The organism is Dictyobacter aurantiacus, from assembly GCF_003967515.1.
GTDB classification, from domain to species: Bacteria; Chloroflexota; Ktedonobacteria; order Ktedonobacterales; family Ktedonobacteraceae; genus Dictyobacter; species Dictyobacter aurantiacus.
The window spans coordinates 799,723-824,307 of sequence record NZ_BIFQ01000001.1 but is presented as its reverse complement, the minus strand read 5'-3'; the positions used below and the strand labels follow the sequence as shown (position 1 = coordinate 824,307).

Below are 24,585 nucleotides of genomic sequence, written 5' to 3'. Positions count from 1 at the left end.
ACAATCCTCTCGTTTTCAGCCAGCTATCATGAAACCAGCTGACTGATACTTACACATATGACCATCTCTATGTAGTACGAACGATTGATCAAAAGGGAGTAAAAAAAGTGCTCATTGGCTAACTCTACCGGGCAATGGTTAATCTGCTGTACAGGGTTTGTGCGTGATAACATAAAAAGGAAAAATGCATGGAGGATTTTGCTTTGGAGCACATCAATGATTCCCGGCGCACCATCCTGATTACCGCTCAGCTGGCGGATAGCTGGAATGATCGGATAAAAGAGATTGCGCCCGATTTTACTATTGAACTACGGCCCTGGGCGAAGGCGGCCGATATTCCGGATGAGTTGTGGGAAAATGTGGAGATCCTCTTTACCCTGGGAGCTTTCCCCACACCAGAACAGGCGCCCAACCTGCGCTGGGTTCAGCTTTATTCCGCTGGTGCCAACCAGGCTTTTACCGGTCCGCTGGCGAAGTCCAATGCTATTATTACCACGGCCAGCGGCGTGCACGCGGTTAATATCGCCGAATACGTCTTGACGACGATGCTGACCTGGTTCCATCGGTATCACCAGTTCGGTAGCTGGAAGCAGGAGGGGCACTGGCCCGACGAGCATGGACGCGATCTGTTCATGCCTGAAGAATTGCGTGGTAAAACGCTTAACGTGGTTGGCTATGGTAGTATCGGTCGTGAAGTTGCCCGGCTGGCCAAATCCTTTGGTATGCGCATCATCGCCATGGAGCAGCGACCAGATCATCGTGATCGCGGATTTCTTTTCCCGGATATTGGGGATCCAGAGGGGAAGCTGCCTGATCACTATTATACAAAAGATCAGTTCCAGCAGGCCCTGGCCGAGAGCGACGTGGTCGTCGCCGCGGTGCCGTTGACACCCGATACCAGGGGGATGTTTGATGCTACGGCGTTTCACGCCATGAAGGAGAGCGCATTATTCATAAACATTGCGCGCGGCGACGTATGTAAGGAGCCCGACCTGATCAAGGCCTTAAAGGAAAAAGAGATTGCCGGGGCCGCCCTGGACGTTTTTGCGGATGAGCCGCTGCCCGACAGCAGCCCTTTCTTCGGCCTTCCCAATGTCATCATGAGTCCCCATATCTCGGGTATGACGCCTCACTATAATGATCGCGTGGCCATGATCTTTACCGAAAACCTGCGCCGCTATCTCAAGGGCGAGCCGCTTTACAACACAGTCAATAAGGAACGCGGCTATTAGGGAAGTAACAGGGCTATTTTAAAGTAGCACTCAGCGGGGTCAAGGGGCGGCTAGCCCCTTGCGGGGCGTGGGCGAGCATGCCGGGGGCATGATCAGTCCCCACTTACCCTCTCGCCGCCGCCGAAGGCGGCAAAAAAGACTTTTGAATGGCCCTGGGGAAGTAACGCGTTTATTGACATAAGCGGATAAACCTCGGTATACTAGCTGAGTAAATAACTCAACTTTTTTGGTTCACCAGGTGGTCAGGACAAGAAGTCCTGACAGAATAGGGAAGTCGGTGAAAATCCGACGCAGTCGCGCTACTGTAACTGGTACAGGCTTATTGCACCTCTTGCCACTGTTCTTTCTTGCTCGAATGGGAAGGCCGCGTAAGTATGCCAGAAGTCAGGAGACCTGCCTGGTGAGTGATGCTCTTCATCCTTCGCGTAAAAGGAGCGAGCTACCCAGGCATTCTTCTCTTTTGCCTTTTGTTGTCCTGGCTGGCTGCTATTTTTCGCGAGGTGACCGTGGGCGTTATTTAGAAGGATACACATCATATGCGCACCCATGTCATCTCACTACGTTTATTAAGCGTCTTCTTACTGGGCCTGGTACTCATTCTGGCCTCCTGTGGGCAGGGCAATAATTCCCAGACGTCGGGCGGCAGCACACCTGCCGCGCAAGCTACCCCCACGCCAACTCCCGCGCTGGACGCGTATGGAACTCCGATCGCGATCCCGAAAACGGCACCGCAGCGCATCGTGTCGCTGGCACCCAGCATCAGTGAAATTCTGGGCGCCCTCCACCTGGAGAAGCGGGTCGTTGGCGTCGATGCGTTCACCAACTATCCAGCCTCGCTGGCCGGCCTGAAAAAGGTTTCGAGTAGTTCGGGCATCAATGTGGAGGCCATCGTGGCCCTGAAGCCGGACCTGGTTTTGAGCTCAGGCGGATTGTCCAAGAAATATGATACCCAGTTGTCTCAATTAGGGTTGCAGGTGGTCGATCTTCCGTCACCCAATATCGCGCAGACGCTGGATCAGATCGTGCTGATCGGCCGCTTGACGCATACCGAGAGCGTGGCCAATGCGCTGGTGGCGCAGATGAAGCAGCAGATCGCCCAGGTGCAGAGTCAGGTCAAAGGGACAGCCGCGACCAAAACCCTGCTGGAAGTTGACGATAGCACGCCCGGCAAGCCCTATGTCTTTGGTGGAGGTTCCTTTGGCGATGAGATGGCCAGCTATGCCAACGCCACCAATATCTTCCACAGCAATACCACCAATGGCGGCTATCCGCAGGTAACCGATGAGGCCATTATCGCCGCCAATCCGCAATATATCATCCTTACCGAGGATCCGATGTATGGTGGTCAGCCATCTGTAGTATACAAGCGAGCAAACTGGGGTGGCATCGCGGCGGTAAAATCCCACCATGTCTATCACATTAATTCTGATATCATGCAGCGTCCTGGCCCCCGCATCGTGCAGGGATTGCGCTGCCTGGCCCAGGTTGTGCATCCCGACAAGTTTTCCGGCGCGCTGCCGAGCTATTGTACGGCCAGCGTATAGTAATTCGTTGAAGAAGGTTTCTCTTCTATGAGAAGTAATGGGCAGAAGAAAAAACAAAAACGGTATGCGCTGGAGGGGGCGCTGGCTCTGCTGGTCGCCTGTGGATTTGATGTACTCGGCGAGCCTCCCTCTCCTCTGCACCCCGTGGTCTGGTATGGATATCTGATTCGCTGGCTGCAGGGCTTCGCGCCTCGTGGATCTCGTGCACAGCTGGTCTATGGAATCCTGATGCCGTTGCTAGCTACCGGTATTGTTTGTCCTTTTGCCCTGCTGCTGCAAAAGGTTGTAAACTGGTTTTATAGCGCAGTGCGGCGCTGGTATGGTCCACGTATCGCGTTTGTGGGTTCGACTATGTTGCTGGGTGGTATGCTCAAACCATTTTTTGCCTGGCGCATGCTGGCCGGCGCAGGAAAATCGGTGCGGGTAGCCCTGGAACAGCAAGATCTTCCGGAGGCCCGGGAGGCCCTGCGTAGTCTGGTGAGTCGTGATCGTACTCAGCTGTCAGAGGAGCTGGCGGCGGCTGCGGCTGTAGAATCACTGGCCGAAAATATGAGTGACTCGGTGGTGGCTCCTCTCTTCTACTATACCCTTTTTGGCTTACCGGGGGCTATGCTGTATCGGTTGATCAACACGTTTGATTCGATGATTGGCTATCATGACCAGTATGAATATCTGGGAAAAGCGTCGGCGCGGCTGGATGATCTGCTCAATTTTATCCCCGCGCGGCTGACCTCTGTATTCATTATCGTCCTGGCTCCTTTTTATGGTGGAGAGAGCGGCCGGGCCTGCCGCATCTGGTTGCGCGATAGGTATAAGACCGAGAGTCCCAATGCTGGGCAGCCAATGGCGGCAGCTGCGGGAGCCCTGGGTATACAACTGGAAAAGGCAGGGTCTTATTGCCTGGGTGATGCTGAACATATGGTGGGGGTATTGGATATCAAGCGAGCTGAACGCCTCGTTGGCTATGTAGGTGCGATCGCAGTGGTATGCACCATGTTGACCACCTATCTCTGGAAAAGCAAATGCCATGTCTGATGCTATTCACCCATCCTCACGTGCAATTCATGGCGCTATCGATTATGCCGAGCTAGAACAGCTGGGTTTACAGGCGGACGACGTGTTGGATTTTAGCGTCAATTCCAATCCTTATGGCCCTTCCCCACGAGTGCGTATAGCTTTGAATGATGTAGTATTGGATCGTTATCCAGATCGTGAATGCAGACAATTGCGCCGTGCAATCGTGCAGCATGAACTGGTTGCCGCCGGGTTATCCATTGATACACTTGTGTGCGGTAATGGCAGTAGCGAATTGATCTGGGCCATCGCCAGAGCTTTCTTGAGCGCAGGCGAGACCACTGCCTTGCTGAATCCTACCTTTGGCGAATACGCAGCGGCTTCCAGGGTAACTGGCGCCAGCATCATCGACTACCGAACCTGTGAAGTCGATGACTTTCAACTGAATATTGAGCATTGCTGTAACTGGCTCTATGAGCAACGGCCACGCCTGGTCTGGTTGTGCAATCCCAACAATCCCACTGGAGGCTGGTTGGGACGCGAACAGGTTTTAGCTCTATTGGCGGCCTGCCAGCGCCTTAATGCGTTGCTGATCGTGGATGAGTCCTACTGGCATTTTTTGTGGCCGAATGACGCATTCTCTGCTATAGAGTTCTTGCATAGCTCCTATATGCACCATATCCTGGTTCTGCGCTCACTGACCAAGGATTTCGCCCTGGCAGGCGTGCGCCTGGGTTATGTTGTGGGAGCTGTTGAACAGATACGGTGCATTCAGGAGCAGCTACCGGCCTGGAATGTCAGCGCGGTAGCTGCCGCCGCTGGCGAGGCGGCTCTGGCTGATAGATCTTATTTACAAGACTGTATGCTGCGATTGATAGAAGAACGACATGCTTTCTTTGAAGCTTTGCGATCGAGTGGATGGCGGGTTATACCATCGCGAACCCACTTCTGCCTGCTTGAGGCCGGCTCAGCGTGGTCTGTACGTCAACAGTTGCTACGGCGTGGATTACTAGTGCGAGACTGCAGCTCTTTTGGCCTGCCACAGTTTATCAGAGTCGCCACTCGTCCGCAGGCCGATTGGTCGCGCCTGGTTGAGGCTTTGAAGGAGGTGATGAAGATATGTTGAGGCTATGCAGAGCGAATACGACAAGCTGGCTGACTTATTGCGTTCCTCGCTCAACCTTGAGCGTTTAAAAGAAGTATGTGGTTTGTAGGTTGATCAATAGAGAAGGATATTTGCCAGGAATGCTGGATTTTCCCGGGGTAACGATGACGCTTACAGACGAGGCTTGCTGGCTATTGAGTGAGACGGGGTTACTCACACTCTCTTCGGCAGTGGTTGGCGGAGGCTTTCAGTCCGTGCGCCTGGTGCTCAATCGCCATGTCTCAAGAGACTATGATTGTCGTCAGCCAGCGTTGGATCTCCAGCGTTTTGCTCGTCAGGTTGCATGGAATGAGCCATTTATCGGTCTGCTAACCGGCGTACCAATCAATGGCACACGTTGTGTGACTCAGCGCTCTGATGATCTGACGGTCGCCAGTGTTATTACTGCCGGTGTCAGTAACGCGATGACAGCGGGGATCAGCACGCCAGTTGTTTTTACGCCTGGCACCATTAATATGGTTGTGTTTGTAGATGCTAACCTGGAAGTCGCGGCCATGGTGAACGCCGTCATCACGGCTACGGAGTCCAAAGTTGCTACCCTGGCGGCCTGTAATGTACGATCGTCCCAGGGAGAACTGGCGACCGGAACATCAACGGACGCGCTTGTCATCGCCTGTACAGGACGTGGTGATCCGCTGCCATATGCGGGGCCAGGAACAGAGGTTGGCTACCTTATCGGACTTACGGTCAGAGAATGTTTGATCCAGGCTCTGAAGCCATGCGGTATTTCTGTACACCCTGAATTTTAATGGAATAGGATAAAAAAAGAATGGAAGAACAGCAATATTCTGAGACTCACAACGAGTCCGTCGAAGTTGACGAATTAACTGAAGATGGGCGTGCGCGCATTCGTAAAGAGCAGGCCGAGATGCGTGCTCATCGCAAGCCAGCCAGAGGACTGGTGATCATCAACACAGGCAATGGCAAAGGCAAGACCACGGCGGCTCTCGGTGTCTTGTTCCGTGCCTGGGGACAGAACATGCGCGTGGTGATGTTGCAGTTCTTGAAGTCCCAGACTGGCAAATGGGGTGAGATTCGCGCCGCCCAGAAAATGGGTGTAGAGATTATCCCGCTGGGCGAAGGTTTTACCTGGAACAGTGATAACCTGGAGCATGATAAGGCGCTGGCCCGGCAATGCTGGCAGCTCTGTCGCGAAAAGATCGAGAGCAATCAGTATGACATCGTGATTATGGACGAGATCACCTATGCCATTAATTACGGCTGGCTCGACGTGAATGAGGTACTGAGCACGCTGCAGGCCCGCAATCCCAAAATGCATGTGATTATCACCGGGCGCGACGCCCCTCAGGCTTTGATCGACTATGCCGACCTGGTTACCGAGATGACAGAGATCAAACATCCTTATCATGAAGGGATCCTGGCCCAGAAGGGCATAGATTTCTAGTTTTTTATGGGGACACCCCATACCCCGGCAGGAGGGCTCGCCGCCCTCCTGCACCTCCCGCATCAATCAGGCAACTGAATCGTTGTGAAAAAGGTATATTTATGACTGATCTGAAGGCTTTAATTGGCAGTATTACACCGCTTGACTTCAACTATGTCGAGCAGGCTCGTGCGCGGCAGGCGCAGTTGACCAAGCCAGCTGGGAGTCTGGGACGCCTGGAAGAGATCGCGGCGCAGGTGGCGGGCATCACCAGGAGCGTGATTCCAGTTGTACAGCGACGCGCGGTTGTGGTGATGGCCGCCGACCACGGGGTAACCGCCGAGGGTGTGAGCGCCTATCCCAAAGACGTGACGCCCCAGATGGTACTCAACTTTCTGGCTGGCGGCGCGGCTATCAACGCACTGGCCCGCCAGGCGCATGCCGATGTGATCGTAGTCGATATCGGTGTGGCCGCTGACCTTGAGCACCCAAACCTCCTCTCGCGTAAAGTACGACGTGGGACCGCCAATATGGCGCGTGAAGCGGCTATGAGCGAGGTCGAAGTTCTGCAGGCCATCAACATCGGTATTGCGGTGCTTGAAAATCTGGCCGAGCAGGGTCTGGACCTGGTGGCCACCGGTGAGATGGGGATCGGCAATACGACCGCGGCCAGCGCCTTGAGCGCCTGTCTACTGGACGTACCGGCTGAATACGTCACCGGTCGAGGTACAGGTATTGATGACCAGCAGCTGGCGCACAAGGTTCGCATCATTGAGCGTGCCATTGCCCACAACGCGCCTGACATCTCTCAGCCGCTCGACGTGCTGGCAAAGCTGGGAGGTCTTGAGATAGCTGGCCTGGTTGGCGTGATTCTGGCCGCCGCCTCCCGGCGCATCCCGATTATTATCGATGGCTTTATCTCCAGCGCGGCGGCCCTGGTAGCCTGGTCCCTTGCTCCCACAGTACGCGACTATCTTTTCGCCGGCCACCTTTCGGTTGAGCGAGGCCACCGCCTGATCCTCGAAAAGCTAGACCTGGAGCCACTGCTTAACCTGAACTTGAGGCTGGGTGAAGGCACCGGTGCTGTGCTGGCCATGCACATTATTGAGGGGGCCCTGCGTACGCACAAAGAGATGGCCACCTTCTCTGAGGCCAGCGTCAGCAACAAGGACAATGCATAGATCCGTTTCATGAATAAGCCCCCGCTTTGTAAATAAAGCACAAATATGTGATGTTGCAAATGCTTTAAATGTATTTTTAAAGCAGCATATATTCACGCGATTGGAATTATGTAACCGCCATTCTGACCATTATTGTGCAATTTGCACAATAATGGTCAGAATATTTTATGCTTTTCAGCCGTTCTAACAAAATTAGTTTGATGATAGTATATCTTCGAACGATATATTTGTGTAATTTATACAAATATATGTGAATTCGTTCGCGTTTATACCGTTAGCCGGTCTCGCAATGCTGCTTGTTCCGCACATAGACCTCAATAGAATGACCTATCAGAGAAACCAATAAGACATTGGTTATCAGGATAGCTAATTATATCCTGTATTACTGACGTACACATGACAGGTCCTGAGAGGAAGTGCGACATGCAGAATAGTGTTGACCCGCAGGTAGGGTGGGCTCCTGATCAACACAAGGTTGCTACCCATTGTCCATACTGCGCCTTGCAGTGTGGCATGTACATTAGCGGACCGCGTGAAGAAGCCACAATTGGGGGCAATCCCCGGTTTCCGGTAAACAATGGCCGTATGTGTATTAAGGGCTGGCATGCCGCGGCGACCCTCCAGCATCCTGAGCGCTTGCGCACACCACTACGACGTGCGGCAGATGGCACGTTCGAGCCGATCTCCTGGAAAGAAGCATTGGCTACCATTGCTGACAACTTTCGACGGGTGCAGACCCATTATGGGAAGGATGCGTTAGGGGTGCTGGGTGGTGGCTCCCTGACCAATGAGAAAGCCTATCTGCTGGGAAAATTCGCTCGCGTGGCTTTAGGGACATCGCAGATCGACTATAATGGACGTTTCTGCATGTCTTCAGCAGCTACGGCTGGACAGGCCGCCTTTGGTCTTGATCGCGGACTGCCTTTTCCTGTCTCTGATATCCCACAGGCTGATGTGGTGATGCTGGTGGGCAGCAACGCAGCAGAAACCATGCCACCGCTTATGCAGTACTTCGAATCTCAGCGCAGACAGGGTGGGTATTTGATTGTGGTTGATCCACGCGCATCGATCACAGCGCAGACTGCTACCGTTTACCTGCGCCTGACCCCCGGTACCGATGCCGCCCTGGCAAACGGGATTCTACATATCTTGATCCGTGAGGGTTGGTTGGACTATCAGTATATTCAGCAGCGCACCACCGACTTTGAACGCGTCAAAGCGAATGTAGCCCTGTACTGGCCTGAGCGTGTCGAACGCATTACTGGCATTGCGGAAGCGCAATTATTCCAGGTGGCGCGCATGCTGGGGGAGGCCCGTTCCGCCATTATACTGACCGCGCGTGGCGCCGAGCAGCAGCATCAGGGAGTGCATAATGTGCTTTCCTATATCAATATCGCTCTGGCGTTGGGCCTGGTTGGACGTTCAGGTAGTGGTTATGGATGCCTGACGGGCCAGGGGAATGGCCAGGGTGGTCGAGAACATGGTCAGAAAGCAGACCAGTTGCCAGGTTATCGTCATATCACAGATCCAATCGCGCGACGGCATATCGCTGGTGTATGGGGTGTCGCCGAAGAGATGCTGCCAGGTCCAGGTAGATCCGCCTATGAGATGCTGGAGGCGTTGGGGCGACCGGATGGTATTTATGCGCTTCTGATCATGGGAACTAATCTGGCGGTATCCGCTCCCAATGCGCTGCATATTCAAGAGCGGTTGCGAGCCGCCGAATTTATGGTTGTGGTGGACTTCTTTTTATCTGAAACCGCTCGGCTGGCTGATGTTGTCCTGCCCGCAACGCAATGGGCGGAAGAAGAGGGAACGATCACCAACCTCGAAGGACGCGTGCTGCGGCGCCGGAGAGCTTTCCCCGCACCGCAGGGCATCTATACTGATAGTGAGATCCTTTGCATGCTGGCCGCCACCATGGGCAAGGGCGATTATTTCTCGTATACGGAGGCGAGCCAGATTTTTGATGAACTGGCGCGGGCCAGCGCGGGTGGGCCGGCTGATTACGCCGGGATCAGCTATGAGAAGATTGATGAGCAGGATGGGGTTTTCTGGCCCTGTCCCTCGACAGAACATCCGGGTATGCCTCGCCTGTTTCAGGAGCGTTTTCCCACGCCATCGGGGCGCGCACGCTTCCATGCCATTACCCACCAGGCGTCAGCCGAAGAGCCTGATGCCACATATCCCCTGTATCTGACTACTGGCCGTGTCCTGGCGCAATATCAGTCAGGGACCCAGACGCGTCGCGTTGAGCAGTTGAACGCCAGTGCATCTCAGCCCTGGCTCGAGGTGCATCCCACAACTGCGGGTACATATGGTATCACCGACGGCGAACCGGTACAGGCGACCACGCGGCGTGGTTCCGCTGTATTTCGCGCTAAAGTTACCGGTGCTATCCGTGAGGACACCATTTTTGTGCCATTCCACTGGGGTGGACAACAATCTGCCAATCGTCTTACCAATCCCGCGCTCGATCCAGAGAGCCGTATGCCCGAGTTCAAGGTCTGCGCGGTTCGTATAGAGCGTGCAAACGCTTCATCAATCATGGAGGTTTAAGCAGGATGCAGAAACAACGTTTGATTGTTATTGGGAACGGCATGGCCGGAGCACGCCTGATTGAAGAGGTGTTAGCGCATCAAGGTCGCGATCAATACGAGATCATTGTCTTTGGTGATGAACCATACGGTAATTATAACCGCATCCTTCTATCAAATGTACTGGCAGGCAGCCACGATCCTGGCGATATCTTCATCAATTCTCTGGCCTGGTATCAGGACAATGGGATCACACTCTATGCTGGAAACCGCATCCATACCATCGATCACCGCTCAAAGACGGTGTATGCTTCCGATGGTACGGTGATGACCTATGACAAACTGGTCCTGGCCACGGGAAGCTCGCCAGCCATCCCCGCTCTGGTTAACCTTTCTACCGTAAATGGGGCGCTCAAGCGGGGCGCGTTTGTTTTCCGCACCATTGATGATTGTACTGCGATGCTGGAATATGCCGCCAGGTCGAGCAGGGCGGCAGTGATCGGTGGTGGACTGCTGGGCCTGGAGGCGGCTCGTGGTCTGCTCAATCAAGGGCTGGATGTGAGCGTCGTACATGTCGCACCCCATGTGATGAACGTCCAGCTCGATATGGCGGCGGGCAAGATGCTCCGCACTTCTTTGGAGCGCATGGGCGTTCAACTGCACCTGGAGAAGCGCACCACCGCTGTCTTCGGCCACGAACAGGTGGAGGGCTTGGGTTTTGAAGATGGTACCAGTATGGATTGCAATATGGTCGTCATTTCAACAGGTATTCGGCCGAATGTAGGATTGGCTCGCCAGGCTGGCATCAAAGTTGATCGAGGCATTCTGGTGGAAGATGACCTGTCTTGCAGCGTGCCCGACATCTATGCGCTTGGCGAATGTATCCAGCACCGGGAGCGTACATATGGATTGGTAGCTCCGCTGTGGGAACAGGCGCAGTGCCTGGCGGAACGCCTCACCAGTTCCACTTCTCAGAGAATCTATCAGGGATCGCGCGAATCAACCAAGCTCAAGGTGATGGGGGTCGACCTGGCCGTTATGGGTGACAAGGAGCCTCTGCATGCCGATGATGAGATTGTAGTATATTCCGAACCCGCGCGTAGCGTGTACAAGAAATTAATTATACGCGATGGTAGGATCGCGGGTGCCATTGTGCTGGGTGACGGAGAGGTTATCCCCCGACTATCCCAGTTATTTGATCGCCGTTCGGTACTACCGGAGAACCGTTCTGAACTCCTCTTCTCTCTCTCGGGAGAAAAAAAGGCCACAAATGTGGTGGATCTACCCGACGAGACGCAGATCTGCAACTGTAATGGTGTTTCAAAAGGAAAGATCGTGCAATGTGTTAAAGAGGGGAAGCGCAGCCTCAAGATGCTCTGTGACGCAACCCGGGCCGGTACCGGCTGTGGTTCCTGCATGTCACAGGTGCAGGCGTTGCTGGAATCTGCCTCGGATGGACTGGTGGTTGAAGATCCCTCGATCCACTATTACGTTCCCGGAGTGGCATTAACCAAGCTGGAATTGATCAAGGCGATCAAAGAGCGGCAGCTTTATAGTGTTGCCGCTGTCTTTGATGCCCTGGCCGGAGGCAAAGAAGATCCGGCCAGCAAAGCCGGACTTGCCTCGCTGCTCAAGACGATCTGGGGCAGTGCCTATGAGGATCAGCGTGATGCCCGCTTTATCAACGACAGGGTGCACGCCAATATCCAGAACAACGGAACGTTCAGTGTCGTACCACGCATGTATGGTGGAGTCACATCCGCGCGAGAATTGCGTCGCATCGCGGATGTCGCGGAAAAGTACCAGGTCCCCATGGTAAAGCTTACTGGTGGACAGCGTATCGACCTGGTTGGGATTTCCAAGCAACAACTACCCGAGGTGTGGAAGGATCTCGGTATGCCCTCCGGCCATGCATATACCAAGAGCTTTCGCACCTGTAAAACCTGCCTGGGTTCTGAATTTTGTCGCTATGGCCTGGGTGATAGCACAACACTTGGCATTGACATTGAGAAGCGCTACCAGGGAATCGAATCTCCTCACAAGCTAAAGCTGGCGGTATCGGGCTGTCCACGCAACTGTGCGGAGTCTACGACTAAAGATATCGGCGTCGTTGCCATCGAAGGGGGGCGGTGGGAGATCTATATAGGTGGGGCCGCTGGATCTTCGGTGCGCAAAGGGGATCTGCTCTGTGCAGTTGATACCCGTGAAGAGGCGCTACTTTATATTGGACGCTTTATGCAGTATTACCGTGAACAGGCGAAATACCTTGAGCGCACCCACAGCTTTGTTGAACGCATCGGGATACAAAGGCTGCGCCAGTTGCTCATCGAAGATTGTGATCATATCTGCCAGCAGCTGGACCTGGATATGCAGGAGGCCGTCGACACGTATGTTGACCCCTGGCAAGAGGCCATACTTCCGGCCACGCCAGCCCAGTTCGCAGAAGCTTTGCATCCAATTGAAGAAGTAAGCGTACACTAGAAACGATAGCAACTTTACAAGTTGAGGAAGGTGTGGTTACGTATGAGCATTATGATGACGCCTGGCCGAGTTATGTATAATCTCGGCCCATTGGATAGACTTCCCCTGGGAGAAGGACGCACATTTCAGATCGGGGAGGCAAAAATCGCCCTTTTTCGCACCCGTAGTGGTGAGGTGTTTGCGCTTCAGGCCGGTTGTCCCCATAAAAATGGGCCGCTGGCCGATGGGATGACTGGCGATGGTAAAGTTGTTTGTCCCCTGCATGGCTATAAATTTTGCCTGGCGAGCGGTGAACCACTTGGCAATACCTGTGCGCCCCTCAAAACATATAATGTTTCGCTGGGAGCGAATGGAGAAATCTTGCTCAGCCTGGATCGATAGTCAGTATGTTCAGGATGCGTCTTTCTCCTCTCTGGGAATGTATGAAAAGATGAGGAGTAAAAACATGGCTTTTCACAATGCTCGGATTGCTGTATTGGAAGCGCGCATGAGCAATGAGATGGCTGATCTCATCAGGCGCAACGGTGGGACCGCCTGGAGCGTCCCTGCTGTGCGCGAGGCGGTTATCGAAGCCTCGGAGCCGGTAGCGACTTTTATTGATCGCTTGAGAGCGGGAGAGATTACCCTGGTTATTTTCTTCACCGGCGTCGGTGTAAAAGCCTTGCTGCAAGCGGCAGATCAACTGAGGCGGCGAGACGAACTGGTAATCGCTTTAAGAGGAAGCACCGTTATCTGTCGGGGCCCCAAACCATCGGCGGTACTGCGAAAAGAACAGATCCCAATCGCCGCCAGTGCTAAGGAGCCCTACACCACAGTTGAGCTGCTGGAGGTGCTCAAGCCTTTTGACGTCGCAGGCCGGACCGTGGGGATTGTGCATTATGGTGAGCGCAACGACCAGATCGTCCAATTTCTGCGCGAGCGCGCCGCCATTTTAGCCGAGTTAAGCCTGTATGAATGGCAATTGCCAGATGACACTACCTTACTGCGTACACTGATGCATGAACTGATCGCGGGCAATGTCGACGCCATCATATTTACCAGCCAGGTACAGGTCCGCCACCTCTTTATGATCGCTGCCGAGTTGAACTGTACCAGCGAGCTCATCGCGGCCTTAAATAGCAGGACCATCGTGGCCTCGATTGGCCCTACCTGTACGGGTGTGTTAGAAGGATATGGCGTCACCCCGCACGTTGTTCCAGAGCATCCCAAGATGGGGCATCTCGTTAAGGCTCTGGCGGAACGCATGGCATCCTGAGCACTCCACCCGGACGGCCGCGTAAGCGGCCACACCGGTTTTGTATATGTTGATGCCTCGGGTGCACACCCGAGGCATCAACATATACAAAACCCTTGAGCACCGCAGGCGATTACCTGCAAAAAATGTGGCTAACACTCTCTGAGAGTTTAAGATTTTGGCTCAGCCCTGAAGAGTAGATAGCCATCGAGTTTATGGATTACAAAATAGTGACCTATTTTGCGATTTGTATCCCTGGCCAGTTTTTCGGCGGCTGGTACACAGTTATAGGTCTCTTTCGTAGTAAGGCTGAGATCAGTTGCGCACATAAAGGGAGGTCTTGTTGACTTTTTTACCATTGCTTCATAGTCTTTGATACGATTATGCTTATTGCTCAGCTGATCATCAACAACTGCACAGATAATGGGATGTTTCGTATTCATGGTCGCAACAACCAGGCTATAGCAGGTCCAGTAATCAGTGTAAAGGTAGCTCACATGCAATGCATTTAATTGCTTGATGAGATGCTCGCGTCTATTGCTGGCTGCCTGAGCTTTCGGTACTTCAGTAAACGCAATATATGTTCCCGCGATAAAGGTAACGGCTAGCGCTGCCAGAACGGCGCGACCACCATAGAACCGCACCCTGGCCCATTTCAGTTCTGGTCGCAGATGGCTTGCTGCCTCATATAGGGGTCCCAGAATGGCAGGTGTAATCACAACCAGGCTGATAATGTAGCGCGCATGATAGCCGGGCTGGTTAACGGGCCCCGCACTGTTGATGTAGATCAAGAGCGATAAGATAGCGGAACCCAGCATGCAGAGTCGCGTGACATATCTTACCCTCTGTTGATGCTGTTCTCGTGGGCTCAAGCCTTCTTGATTTTTTCTGAGATATTTGAGTGCCAGGATTGTTATTGCGATCGACGCGATGAGCAACAGCACATAGCCAATGCTCCAGCTAGATTGAATGATGCCGCAGTTTAAAGTACGAGGTGTATTATCGCCCATAAAAGGATATTCAATGACCGGGCAGAAAGGAGAACTGGTCGCGGTCGGCAGGCTGACCTGGAAGGTTTCCACGACTTTATGCCAGAGGGTTAATTGTTCAGGTGTCGCAGTGAGCGGGGGGCTTTCAGCCTTGCCCAGCAGGTCCGCGATGGGGCTGCTGCCGATCTGGATTGAATAGATAATAGTTGGCAGTAAGCCGATGGTGCCGCCTATCAGCCCGATCAGCCAGCCACCCCAGATAAATATTTCGCGCCAGCAGAAGATGATTAGCAGCAGAGTAGCCATCAGATAGAGAGCCAGGCCGACCATATCGCTCCAGATCCCCAGTCCAACAACGATGCCAAAGAGTAGATAGCCTGGTAAGCGCAAGAGCCTGGTACGCGTCGTTGCCTGACGCTCATATGTATATGCGAGACGTGCAGCTATCAGGAAAGAGAGCGAGCCAAATAAAATCGTCTCGGCGGAACCACCGGTCGCTAAAACCAGGCGACCCACATAGGAAAGCGTACTAAAGCAAAGGATTGCCAGGGTAAGCAGGGCCATCTTTTGCGAGTAAATGAGACTGGTGAGACGATACATAACAATGAAGAAGAGCCCGATGAGCAAGACGACGCCCAGCCGCAGAGCAGTGATGGATAGCCCCCCTGTGAGATGATAAAAAAGGGCTCCCAGGTATGCTTCAATGACACCCATATAATCCTGGCCATAAAACATCAAAGGCCACTTCCCATGGTAGGCGATGTCATTGGCAATAATAGCCATGATCCCTTCGTCGCTATTGGTCGCCGGCCAATGCAAAAGGATAAGGATCAGGCGTAAGCCCAGGGCGAATGCAATGATCGCCGCTGCAATCAGGCTGTATGCATTAAGCTTTCGATTTAATAGACGAACATTTAGCAATGGTGGTTCCTCTGCTTGATCGCATAAGTACTAATAAAAACAAAATGTATTCTCAACAGTATCATCATGCTACTAGTCGGGTGCTGAAAAGTCAAGAAAAGGGCTCTATCGATACCCGGGTCATCGTCCCCACTTGCAGAGTAGCAGACATGCAATGTAAACCATATAGCTACAACTACCAGGACAATTATATATTATATCTTTTTTGCCGATACATATCCCAGATTCAGGACTATTTCCTCGTCTGTCTAGAGTCATTTATATGACAAGACATAGGAGGCATTAAGTGTGGAATGATAATGATAATGCCCTAAGTTTTTATCTTATTTTGCATGTAACCGTGCCGCAAAGACGCATCTGGCGTCTTTGCGGCACGGTTACATGCAAAATAATTTGCGTACTACTGGCTTGGTGCATCAGAGCCACCGCGCATATTTTTTTTTACGCTTTAATTCCGGCCTGTTGCCAGATTTTGGCCAGGCTGGCACGCGTAGCTTTGACGCGTTCCGCATAAGGCAGGGCGCGATGCTCGGCATTAAATGGTTCGACAACCACCGGACCATCGTAGCCAATGCTCTGCAGCGCTTGTAAGAATCCGGCGATATCGATAACACCGCTGGCGCCTGGAAGGAGGCGTTCGCTGTCGATCTGTTCATCTACATCGCGACTGGCTGGTGCATCATTGACATGGACATAGACAACCTGCTGATTGGACAGGTGCTGGATGTCCGCTACTGTGCCATGTGAGGTAAACCAGTGGTAGCTATCCAGCAACAGACCGGTATTACCAGTGCCGATCTGCTGTCCCAGTTCGAGTGCACCTGCGATGGTCGAAATAAACTCATATTGATGACCATTGCGCATTGTTTTAGGGCCAACAAACTCCAGGCCAAAGCGCTGGCCGTGGTTGGCTAGAATCCTGGCAATGGGCCGCAGGCGATTGGCATGAAACTCCATATTGGATTGATAGTCGCGTGTATCTGAAAACGGTAGAATCCAGGTTGAACAGCGGCTGCTACCCAGCGCCTGCGCCAGCTCCGCATATGCTGGCAACTGTGCCAGCCCCGTCTGATAGCTTTCCTCATCTCCTCGAAAATCAACGGGCAGCCCCCAGGCGCCAGGTTGCAACTGAGCCTGCTGCAAGCGCTCCTTTATTTCTTGTATGGAAGTCTGCTGGGCGCGGGTCAGCAATTCTTTCAATGGCAAATCTAAGCCCTCGAAGCCGGCATCTTGAGCAAGTTGGAGTGCTTCTTCAAATGATACTGAAACACCAATAGCTCCGGGATCTAAACTTGTGAACATTGATACATTCTCCTTTGACGGGTGTATTGTTCGCTACATTTCTATTGATAGAAATACTCTTTTATGGTAACAGAGTATCTATAAAGATGCAATGGCGAAAATAAAAGCAAAAAAAGCTGCAGGTTGTTGTTTTTGTCTATGTTACTTGACAAAAAATGTTAAATCATATTATAATAATTATAAATAAGCCTGCCATGGAGAGCATGATGAAAATGATAGTCATGCTCGTTTTTCTATGATAAGAAGGGTGGCTAGAAGGAGGTTGCCATGAAGAGACGTTTTCGTGCGTCTCAGCCGATGAGCGATGATGAGCATCGTCGTCTGCCCAAGTATTCTATTGGTGTGGTTTCGCAATTAGTTGGTATACCTCCACAGACGTTGCGCCGCTATGAGGAAGCTGGACTGCTGGATCCCGCGCGCCAGGATGGCAAGAATCGCCTTTACTCAGATGAAAACCTCGCCTTGTTACAGGAGATCGCGGAACTGGCCGATCAGGGGGTTAATGCTGTGGGCATCCGCCATATCCTTCAGATGCGTCAACAGGTCATCAGCCTCGAACAAGAGGTGCACGAGGTCCGTACCTTACTTATGCATGTACAACACACCAGATATATTGTTGAATCTTCTGAAGAAAAGAAGGAACAGGACTAGACGAGGTAAAAAGATAACGAGGGGTGATGCGGGCATTCCGCATCACCCCTCGTTATCTTTTTACCTCGTTTGTAATATACGCGCGCCGGGGCGTTACCTGGACATACATCACCTGATTTACATAATACTATGTATTAATTGTTAGAGATCTGTTAGAATAGTGAAAATTTGTTTGTAGGTGACTTGACAAAATTTGTAAGATGACGCATAATATGGTCGTAAGGTGATTGAGGAAGGCAGGAATGTAGAAGCAAACAAGCGCGGTACTGTTCCTCAATCAAAATTGCGAAGGTGAGTAGCTCATTTAGAAAACTCGTTATAAAGAAGGAGGCTGTTACTATGTCAATGATGATGCGGCACGACCCATTCCGTGATTTTGTCAGTCTGCGCAATGCGATGGATCAGTTGTTTGAGCAGAGCTTTGTCCGTCCGACCTGGGGGCAGTCTTCTCAGGGTATGCACGCGATGATCGACGCGTACGAGACCGAGCAAGGATACCATGTGCGGGCTCTGCTGCCGGGTGTCAAAACAGAAGATATTGAACTGACCGTACGCGACAACACCCTCTTCCTGAAGGGTACATTCCATCCCTGGACGAGCCAGGAAGAAAAGGTGAACTGGCTGATCCAGGAGAGCGGCTCCGGTAAATTTGAGCGCAGCATTACGTTCCCCAAGCCCATTAACGCTGACGGTATCGAAACCAGCTATGAGCAGGGTGTACTGACCATCACTATACCGGTTGCGGAAGAGAGCCGCCCACGCAAGATTGCGGTATCCGGCCGCAAGACCGAGCCCAAACAGGTTGTTGAGTCCGGCACCAAATAAGCTCTGTGCCAGCACAATAGACAGATTAGGGGGACTCACGGAGTCCCCTTAACGAAAATGATCCTTCCTATATTCTACCCTGCCACGCAGGTGACATACAGAAAGATCACAGCTTAAGGAATCTTATGTGTTCACTGTGAACACTTCGAGCCCCGCGAGCTCGGATAGTCGGCTGACCATGCAACCGTAAATTCATGAACAGCGAATCATGGATCGTTTCGCAGAAATGCGATCCCTGAGCATTCATCTCAGGTTTATGGAACATACCAGGAACCAATGTTCCTTGCCCGGCTAGGGCCACACGAGCTCGCTCGTGCGGTGTGCTGAGTATTCACAGCAATCGAGTATGTTTAAACACAAAAAGAATGGCAGGACCTTAATTATGGCAAAAGTTATTGGTATTGACCTGGGCACCACAAACTCTGTTGTGGCGATTATCGAGGCGGGCGATCCCACCGTACTGGAGAACAGCGAGGGTTCGCGTCTGACCCCTTCAATCGTGGCGATTACAAAGAGTGGTGAGCGCCTGGTCGGGCAGGTGGCCAAGCGCCAGGCCGTCACGAATCCAGATAACACCATTTTCTCGGTGAAGCGTCTGATGGGTCGCCGCTTTGACGATGCTGAAGTGCAGCGCACCATCAAGAGTGTGCCCTATAAGATATCGCGTGCCGCTAATGGTGATGCACGTGTAGGATTGGCCGGACGCGAATATAGCCCTCCTGAAATCTCGGCTATGATCCTGCAGAAGTTGAAGGCGGACGCCGAGGCGCGCCTGGGTGAGCCGGTGACACAAGCCGTAATTACGGTTCCCGCCTACTTTAACGATGCGCAGCGCCAGGCAACAAAAGATGCCGGACGCATCGCTGGCCTGGAAGTTTTGCGTATCATTAACGAGCCGACCGCTGCGTCCCTGGCGTATGGTCTGGACAAGAAGAGCGACCAGACGATCGCTGTCTATGACCTGGGTGGTGGTACCTTTGATATCTCCATTCTGCAACTGGGCGAGGGCGTGTTTGAGGTCAAGTCGACCAATGGCGATACGCACCTGGGCGGTGATGACTTCGACCAGGTGATTATGGACTGGATCGCAGACGAGTTCCGGCGCGAAAATGGTATTGACCTGCGCAACGATCGCATGGCTATCCAGCGTCTTAAAGAGGCGGCTGAGAGAGCGAAAATAGAGCTCTCGTCCGCTATGCAGACCGAGATCAATCTGCCCTTTATTACGGCTGACTCCAGCGGTCCCAAGCACCTGGTCATGAATCTGAGTCGTGCCAAACTGGAGCAGCTGGTCAGCGGATTGATTGAGCGCACCAGGGGTCCAGTGTTGAAGGCGTTGGAGGATGCGGAGATTCGTCCCGCCGATGTCGATGAGGTGGTGCTGGTTGGTGGACAGACACGCATGCCTGCTGTGGTAGATATGGTACGCAAGCTGTTCGGCAAAGAGCCCCATAAGGGAGTAAACCCGGACGAGGTGGTAGCGATTGGTGCCGCGATCCAGGCTGGTGTGTTGCAGGGCGATGTAAAAGATGTACTCCTGCTCGACGTCACCCCGCTCTCTCTGGGCGTTGAGACCCTGGGCGGAGTAATGACACCTTTGATCGAGCGCAATACGACCATCCCGGTACGTAAGAGCGAGGTCTTCAGCACGGCGGAGGACAACCAGCCGGCCGTTGAGATCCACGTCTTACAGGGTGAGCGTGAACTGGCGCGCGACAACAAGAGTCTGGGACACTTCCGCCTGGAAGGGATCGCGCCCGCTCCACGTGGCGTGCCGCAGGTTGAGGTTATCTTCGATATCGATGCCAACGGCATCTTGAGTGTGACCGCCCGAGACAAAGCTACTGGCCGTGAGCAACGCATCACGATTACCGCCTCCAGCGGACTCTCCAAGTCTGAGGTTGAGCGCATGGTGCGTGAGGCCGAGATGCATGCACAGGAGGATCGCGCCCGCAAAGAGGAGATTGAACTGCGCAACAGGGCTGATAGCGTTGCCTACCAGGCCGAACGGACGCTGAAGGACGTTGAGGGCAAAATCTCCGCCAGCCTGCGTTCGGATGTGGAGCAGAAGATTAAGGTTCTACGTGACGCGTTGACCGCGAACCAGACGGCCAGCCTGCAATCGCTGACCAGCGATCTGGAGCAGACACTGCAGCGTGTAGGACAGGAGATCTACGATAGCCAGAACGCGGCCGGATCTGGTGCGGGTCGTTCCACTCCAGAAGATAGCGGCACCGTCGAAGGTGAATATCGAGAGGTCTAAGCAAAGACAGAAACATGAGACATCCCAAATTTTAGGGATGAACTTGTGAAAGAAGCGAGCAGTTCTCCATTTTTGAAGGAGAACTGCTCGCTTCTCTTCTCTTGCAGAACAACGTGCTTTCCCCGTTTGGCTCGCTGAAAAGCACCACTGTGCCAAAAAACGGAAAAAGAGAAAGGAGCTGGTCAACCGACTTTCCACTCCCAAAGCATCCCAGCGGCTTCCACAGGGCCTAGGGGTATGCTCTTTTTGCACGCATTCGCATCCTCTGTTGGCAAGACGCGTTGTACCCGATGAACACCGGACACACGCCCACATGGTCAGCCGATGCCGACCAGAGCGTCTCTCGTCACGTGGGGAACCTCCACACCGCCTCAGAGCATAATGATCTGGACGCGAGGCTGGGGCCGGGGCCGGCCAGCTACCTCCTCCCAGCGCGCAGGGATCCGTTGCCACAACCGACTCAAGGCCAGGCGCAGCCGTGCAAACGGCTGGTGTGCTTGCCGGGCATGACGGCCTGTGCGATGACAGTAGTGCCGCAACAGCCAGCGGCGTAAGAGTTCGTAAAACGGCGCCAGCAGGCTCAGCAGAAAGGCGTAGGCCAGCGCCGCCAACAGCAGCAGTTTTTCTCGCGTCTCCCACTCCCAGAGCCGCGGGCTTTGGAAGCCCAATTCGCTCTTGTTTTCTTTCCAGGTCAGTTCGATCTGCCAGCGGCGCGCATAGGCAAACATGATCCGCCAGGCATCTTCCGCGGTGGTGATGGACTCGGCGGTGAGCAGATACCAGGGCAAGCCACCTTTGCGCCGAGCTACGACCAACCACAAGGGCTGCTCAGGATGGTCGGGGTGCGTCACCGGAAAGGCAAGAATGCTGCCCATGACCCACTGGTGACGACGGCAATCCCACACCCAGCGTTCTTGCCATCCTCGTTTGCCGCGGGTGATTTTCCAGGCTGCACGTCGCTGACCCTGGGCATCCACGAGCTGATAGTCTTTGTTCCAGCGCAGCACAAAGCGCAACGAGAACGCCAGCAACAGACCCAGCCAGAAACTGCTGGCGAAGCCTTGATCAAAGACATGCATCACCTCGCGTCCCCAGAGCAGAACGCCTTGCAGCAACAGTTTGGCTTGCTCATCGCGTTTGAAGGAGGCGCGCGCCCCACGGCTGGTCCACCACCGCATGCTGGCTAGTTCAGGCGGGTCGTCTTGCTGCTCGCTACCGACCAGGACCACGGCCAGCCAATGGAGGCCCGGCACAAAAATGGGGCCACGCGGTGGGGTGTAGTAGCCCTTTTTGATATGGGTGAGTCGCGCCGCTTTACTTGAGCGCACCGGGGCAAGATCATCGGAGGCGATACTTTCTGGTTTCTCCCAGGCGCTCTCATCCCACAGCGCCAGCACATCCCTTCCCATCTGTTTCCACCTTGTGAGGCGCTGGCTGGCTCGATGCCACAGATACGAGCGGATCAGCTCAGCGGACCATTTGCGACAATGCAGCAGCCGAGACAGGCGCTTGGTGCCTGCCGGGGCTTTGTCAGGCGTTTCGAGATAGCCGCCCATTTCCGAGAGGAGCAAGCCATTGACGCGATCACGAAAGGTCAAGATCACTGCGACCGTGTGCAACATCGTGCGCACCAGTCGTTTGTCCATGCGGGTATCAGCTTCCATGAGCAACGGAGCTAGAAACCGAGCGAGAGCGGTGTACAATCCCTGAGCCATCTCGGCAGGGGGATATGGTGGAACTTGTGGCTCCTCAAGCCGTGTGAGATACTGGGATGACATGAACAACACCTCCTGGATTGACTGAATGATGGTTGGTTGCTTTCTTCAGTCTCGCTCAGGAGGTGTCTTTTTACAAGCCCGACCTTAAAATTCGGGATGTCTCATGTTTCTGTCTGGTTTTGAGCCGCAGATGTCAATGACTAGGGTTGCGCGCTGGTGAGCGTGAGCTCTTGAACTGAACCATACTTGCCTATGTTGCGGAACTTCTGGTAGCGCAGCTCCAATAATTTGTCGGTTGGCAGGCTTTTCGTCTCTTCCAGGTGACGTTCCAGGGCCGCTTTTAGCGTGCTTGCCATCTGCTGATAGTTGCGATGGGCGCCACCAACTGGTTCTGGCAAGATTTCATCGATCAGGCCCAGCGGTAGCAATTCTCGTGCACTGATGCGCATTGCGGTGGCTGCGTAGGACGCATAGGCCGCATCGCGCCACATAATTGAGGCCGCCGCCTCAGGCGCGGCCACCATATAGATGCTGTGTTCGAGCATCAAGACGCGATCGGCCACACCAATAGCCAGGGCGCCGCCACTTCCCCCTTCACCGATTACGGTGGCGATGATGGGAACCTTCAAGCGGGGCATTAGATACAGCGTGGAAGCGATCGCCTCGGCCTGTCCACGCTCCTCATCGACCAGGCCCGGCGAGGCGCCGGAGGCATCGATCAACGACACAATCGGCATCTGGAACTTCTCGGCCTGCTCCATCAGGCGGTACGCCTTGCGATATCCTTCAGGATGGGGCATTCCCAGGTTACGGAACTGCTTCTCCTTCATATCGCGGCCCTTCTGATGGCAGACCAGCATTACGGTTTGCTTGCCAAGTTTTGCCGGGCCCGCCATAATGGCGTGGTCATCACCAAAGGAGCGGTCCCCATGTAGCTCAAAAAAGTCCTCACACATCAGCCGAATATAGTCGGCGGCGTAAGGACGATCCTTGTGGCGTGCCACCTGCACAGTTTGCCAGGTAGTTAAATTTTTATAGAGATCCTCAGTCTTTTTCCGCAGCTCTCGCTCCAGTTCGTGGAGCTGAACCTGTTCATCCGCCTTCAGGCGATCACCTTTGCGCTGCAGGGCGGAGATCTTTTTATCTAACTCCGCCAGTGGTTTCTCAAATTCAAGATCGTAGGCCATCACTTTCCCTTCTATTATGCTTTCCAGTCTCGCATTGTCCGGAGGTAACCACGAATGGCACGTTCCGGACGACCGCTCACGAATAGAGACTCAGGATCCGTCCCAATGTTGAACGTAGATCGCGTCGATGTACGACAGCGTCGATCATACCGTGTTGCAGCCCGAATTCGGAGTTCACCGTTCCTTCAGGCAGCTTGATATGCATAAACTGTTCGATAACACGTGGACCGGTAAAGCACACCAGGGCGCCTGGCTCGGCCAGGATGATGTCACCCAGCATCGCGAAGCTGGCGGATACGCCGCCGGTTGTGGGATCGGTAAGCAGGCTAATATAGGGAAGTCTGGCCTCACCCAGGCGGGCCAGGGCGGCCGAGGTTTTCGCCATCTGCATCAAAGAGAAGAGTCCCTCTTGCATGCGTGCGCCACCTGAAGTAGAGGCAATCAGCACAGGGACATGGCGTTCAATCCCCAACTCAATGGCGCGCGTGATCTTCTCGCCTACGGCGGAGCCCATACTGCCCCCCATAAAGTGGAAATCCATCACCGCCATGGACAATGGTTTGCTCTCAATGGTCGCGTGGCCAATGACCACCGCCTCATTGATCCCGGCCTTCTTTCGTTCCGCGTCTAGCTTATCGGCATAGTTGCGTTGATCCGAATACGAAGGAGGAAAGGTTGTGAACTGGAGGGGATCGACAGAAATAATATCCGCATCCAATTCAGCAAAACTTCCAGGATCAACCAATAGATCGATACGCTCATGGGCGGTCAGTCTGAAATGGTGGTTACAACGTGAACACACCTTCAGATTCTTTTCCCAATCGCGACTGTACAAAATCTCTTTACATTTCGGACATTTGACAGCTATATTGCCCACTGAGGGCAGAGCAGGCTTATCCTCAGTGGGGGAGGAAGCCTGCCTGGTGAGTGGGATAGCAGCTTCTTTTGCCATAAGAA

19 protein-coding genes and 1 riboswitch are annotated in these 24,585 nt (G+C 53.5%); of the genes, 14 read left to right on the top strand and 5 right to left on the bottom strand.

The features are described 5' to 3' along the window. Nucleotides 1-188: 188 nt before the first annotated feature. From KTT_RS03280 to KTT_RS03230, 11 genes are all read left to right on the top strand, one after another. Nucleotides 189-1,232, top strand: coding sequence for a D-2-hydroxyacid dehydrogenase (locus tag KTT_RS03280; RefSeq protein ID WP_126594629.1), 1,044 nt, complete (start codon nt 189-191; stop codon nt 1,230-1,232). A 219-nt stretch (nt 1,233-1,451) separates the two neighbouring features. Further along, nucleotides 1,452-1,647: riboswitch (cobalamin riboswitch) on the top strand. Nucleotides 1,648-1,768: 121 nt separating this feature from the next. Continuing rightward, nucleotides 1,769-2,776: an ABC transporter substrate-binding protein gene (locus KTT_RS03275; RefSeq protein ID WP_126594628.1), complete on the top strand. Its 1,008-nt coding sequence runs from the start codon at nt 1,769-1,771 to the stop codon at nt 2,774-2,776. A gap of 27 nt (nt 2,777-2,803) precedes the next feature. Continuing rightward, complete coding sequence (gene cbiB, locus KTT_RS03270; protein ID WP_126594627.1) at nt 2,804-3,811, top strand: adenosylcobinamide-phosphate synthase CbiB; 1,008 nt, start codon at nt 2,804-2,806, stop codon at nt 3,809-3,811. Then, nucleotides 3,804-4,916, top strand: coding sequence for a pyridoxal phosphate-dependent aminotransferase (locus KTT_RS03265; protein WP_126594626.1), 1,113 nt, complete (start codon nt 3,804-3,806; stop codon nt 4,914-4,916). Before cbiB ends, KTT_RS03265 begins: the two co-directional genes overlap by 8 nt. Nucleotides 4,917-5,035: 119 nt before the next feature. Continuing rightward, nucleotides 5,036-5,704, top strand: coding sequence for an adenosylcobinamide amidohydrolase (locus KTT_RS03260; protein ID WP_126594625.1), 669 nt, complete (start codon nt 5,036-5,038; stop codon nt 5,702-5,704). 20 nt (nt 5,705-5,724) lie between these two features. Then, complete coding sequence (cobO, locus tag KTT_RS03255; RefSeq protein WP_126594624.1) at nt 5,725-6,360, top strand: cob(I)yrinic acid a,c-diamide adenosyltransferase; 636 nt, start codon at nt 5,725-5,727, stop codon at nt 6,358-6,360. 101 nt (nt 6,361-6,461) lie between these two features. After that, the gene (gene cobT / locus KTT_RS03250) at nt 6,462-7,520 is read left to right on the top strand and encodes a nicotinate-nucleotide--dimethylbenzimidazole phosphoribosyltransferase (protein WP_126594623.1); all 1,059 of its coding nucleotides are present in this window, start codon (nt 6,462-6,464) and stop codon (nt 7,518-7,520) included. A 423-nt stretch (nt 7,521-7,943) separates the two neighbouring features. Beyond that, on the top strand, nt 7,944-10,079 hold the full coding sequence (locus tag KTT_RS03245; protein WP_126594622.1) for a molybdopterin oxidoreductase family protein: 2,136 nt from the start codon (nt 7,944-7,946) through the stop codon (nt 10,077-10,079). A 5-nt stretch (nt 10,080-10,084) separates the two neighbouring features. Further along, nucleotides 10,085-12,538, top strand: coding sequence for a nitrite reductase large subunit NirB (gene nirB / locus KTT_RS03240; RefSeq protein WP_126594621.1), 2,454 nt, complete (start codon nt 10,085-10,087; stop codon nt 12,536-12,538). A gap of 42 nt (nt 12,539-12,580) precedes the next feature. Then, nucleotides 12,581-12,919, top strand: a complete 339-nt coding sequence (locus KTT_RS03235; protein WP_126594620.1) for a Rieske (2Fe-2S) protein — start codon at nt 12,581-12,583, stop codon at nt 12,917-12,919. A 64-nt stretch (nt 12,920-12,983) separates the two neighbouring features. After that, nucleotides 12,984-13,793, top strand: coding sequence for a uroporphyrinogen-III synthase (locus tag KTT_RS03230; RefSeq protein WP_160145606.1), 810 nt, complete (start codon nt 12,984-12,986; stop codon nt 13,791-13,793). Between the two features lie 149 nt (nt 13,794-13,942). Here the strand turns inward: KTT_RS03230 and KTT_RS03225 are convergent, their stop codons facing one another. Beyond that, on the bottom strand, nt 13,943-15,682 hold the full coding sequence (locus tag KTT_RS03225) for an ArnT family glycosyltransferase (protein ID WP_126594618.1): 1,740 nt from the start codon (nt 15,680-15,682) through the stop codon (nt 13,943-13,945). Nucleotides 15,683-16,123: 441 nt separating this feature from the next. Continuing rightward, the gene (locus tag KTT_RS03220; RefSeq protein WP_126594617.1) at nt 16,124-16,984 is read right to left on the bottom strand and encodes a sugar phosphate isomerase/epimerase family protein; all 861 of its coding nucleotides are present in this window, start codon (nt 16,982-16,984) and stop codon (nt 16,124-16,126) included. A gap of 267 nt (nt 16,985-17,251) precedes the next feature. On the opposite strand from KTT_RS03220, the gene KTT_RS03215 reads away from it, so the two are divergent. The 3 genes from KTT_RS03215 to dnaK all read left to right on the top strand — a co-directional run bounded on the left by KTT_RS03215 (nt 17,252) and on the right by dnaK (nt 20,723). Continuing rightward, nucleotides 17,252-17,635, top strand: a complete 384-nt coding sequence (locus KTT_RS03215) for a MerR family transcriptional regulator (RefSeq protein ID WP_218030820.1) — start codon at nt 17,252-17,254, stop codon at nt 17,633-17,635. A 339-nt stretch (nt 17,636-17,974) separates the two neighbouring features. Next, nucleotides 17,975-18,460 (top strand): Hsp20/alpha crystallin family protein, encoded by a 486-nt coding sequence (locus KTT_RS03210; RefSeq protein WP_126594616.1) that lies wholly within the window; start codon nt 17,975-17,977, stop codon nt 18,458-18,460. A gap of 382 nt (nt 18,461-18,842) precedes the next feature. Beyond that, complete coding sequence (dnaK, locus tag KTT_RS03205; RefSeq protein ID WP_126594615.1) at nt 18,843-20,723, top strand: molecular chaperone DnaK; 1,881 nt, start codon at nt 18,843-18,845, stop codon at nt 20,721-20,723. A gap of 371 nt (nt 20,724-21,094) precedes the next feature. On the opposite strand, the gene KTT_RS03200 is transcribed toward dnaK, so the two are convergent. The 3 genes from KTT_RS03200 to accD all read right to left on the bottom strand — a co-directional run bounded on the left by KTT_RS03200 (nt 21,095) and on the right by accD (nt 24,580). Continuing rightward, a complete protein-coding gene (locus KTT_RS03200) occupies nt 21,095-22,501 on the bottom strand; it encodes a transposase (protein ID WP_126594614.1) in 1,407 nt (468 codons plus the stop codon). A 140-nt stretch (nt 22,502-22,641) separates the two neighbouring features. Next, nucleotides 22,642-23,628 carry an acetyl-CoA carboxylase carboxyltransferase subunit alpha gene (locus tag KTT_RS03195; RefSeq protein ID WP_126594613.1) on the bottom strand — a complete coding sequence of 329 codons (987 nt, stop codon included), beginning with the start codon at nt 23,626-23,628 and terminating at the stop codon, nt 22,642-22,644. Between the two features lie 76 nt (nt 23,629-23,704). After that, on the bottom strand, nt 23,705-24,580 hold the full coding sequence (gene accD / locus KTT_RS03190; RefSeq protein ID WP_126594612.1) for an acetyl-CoA carboxylase, carboxyltransferase subunit beta: 876 nt from the start codon (nt 24,578-24,580) through the stop codon (nt 23,705-23,707). Nucleotides 24,581-24,585 lie beyond the last annotated feature (5 nt).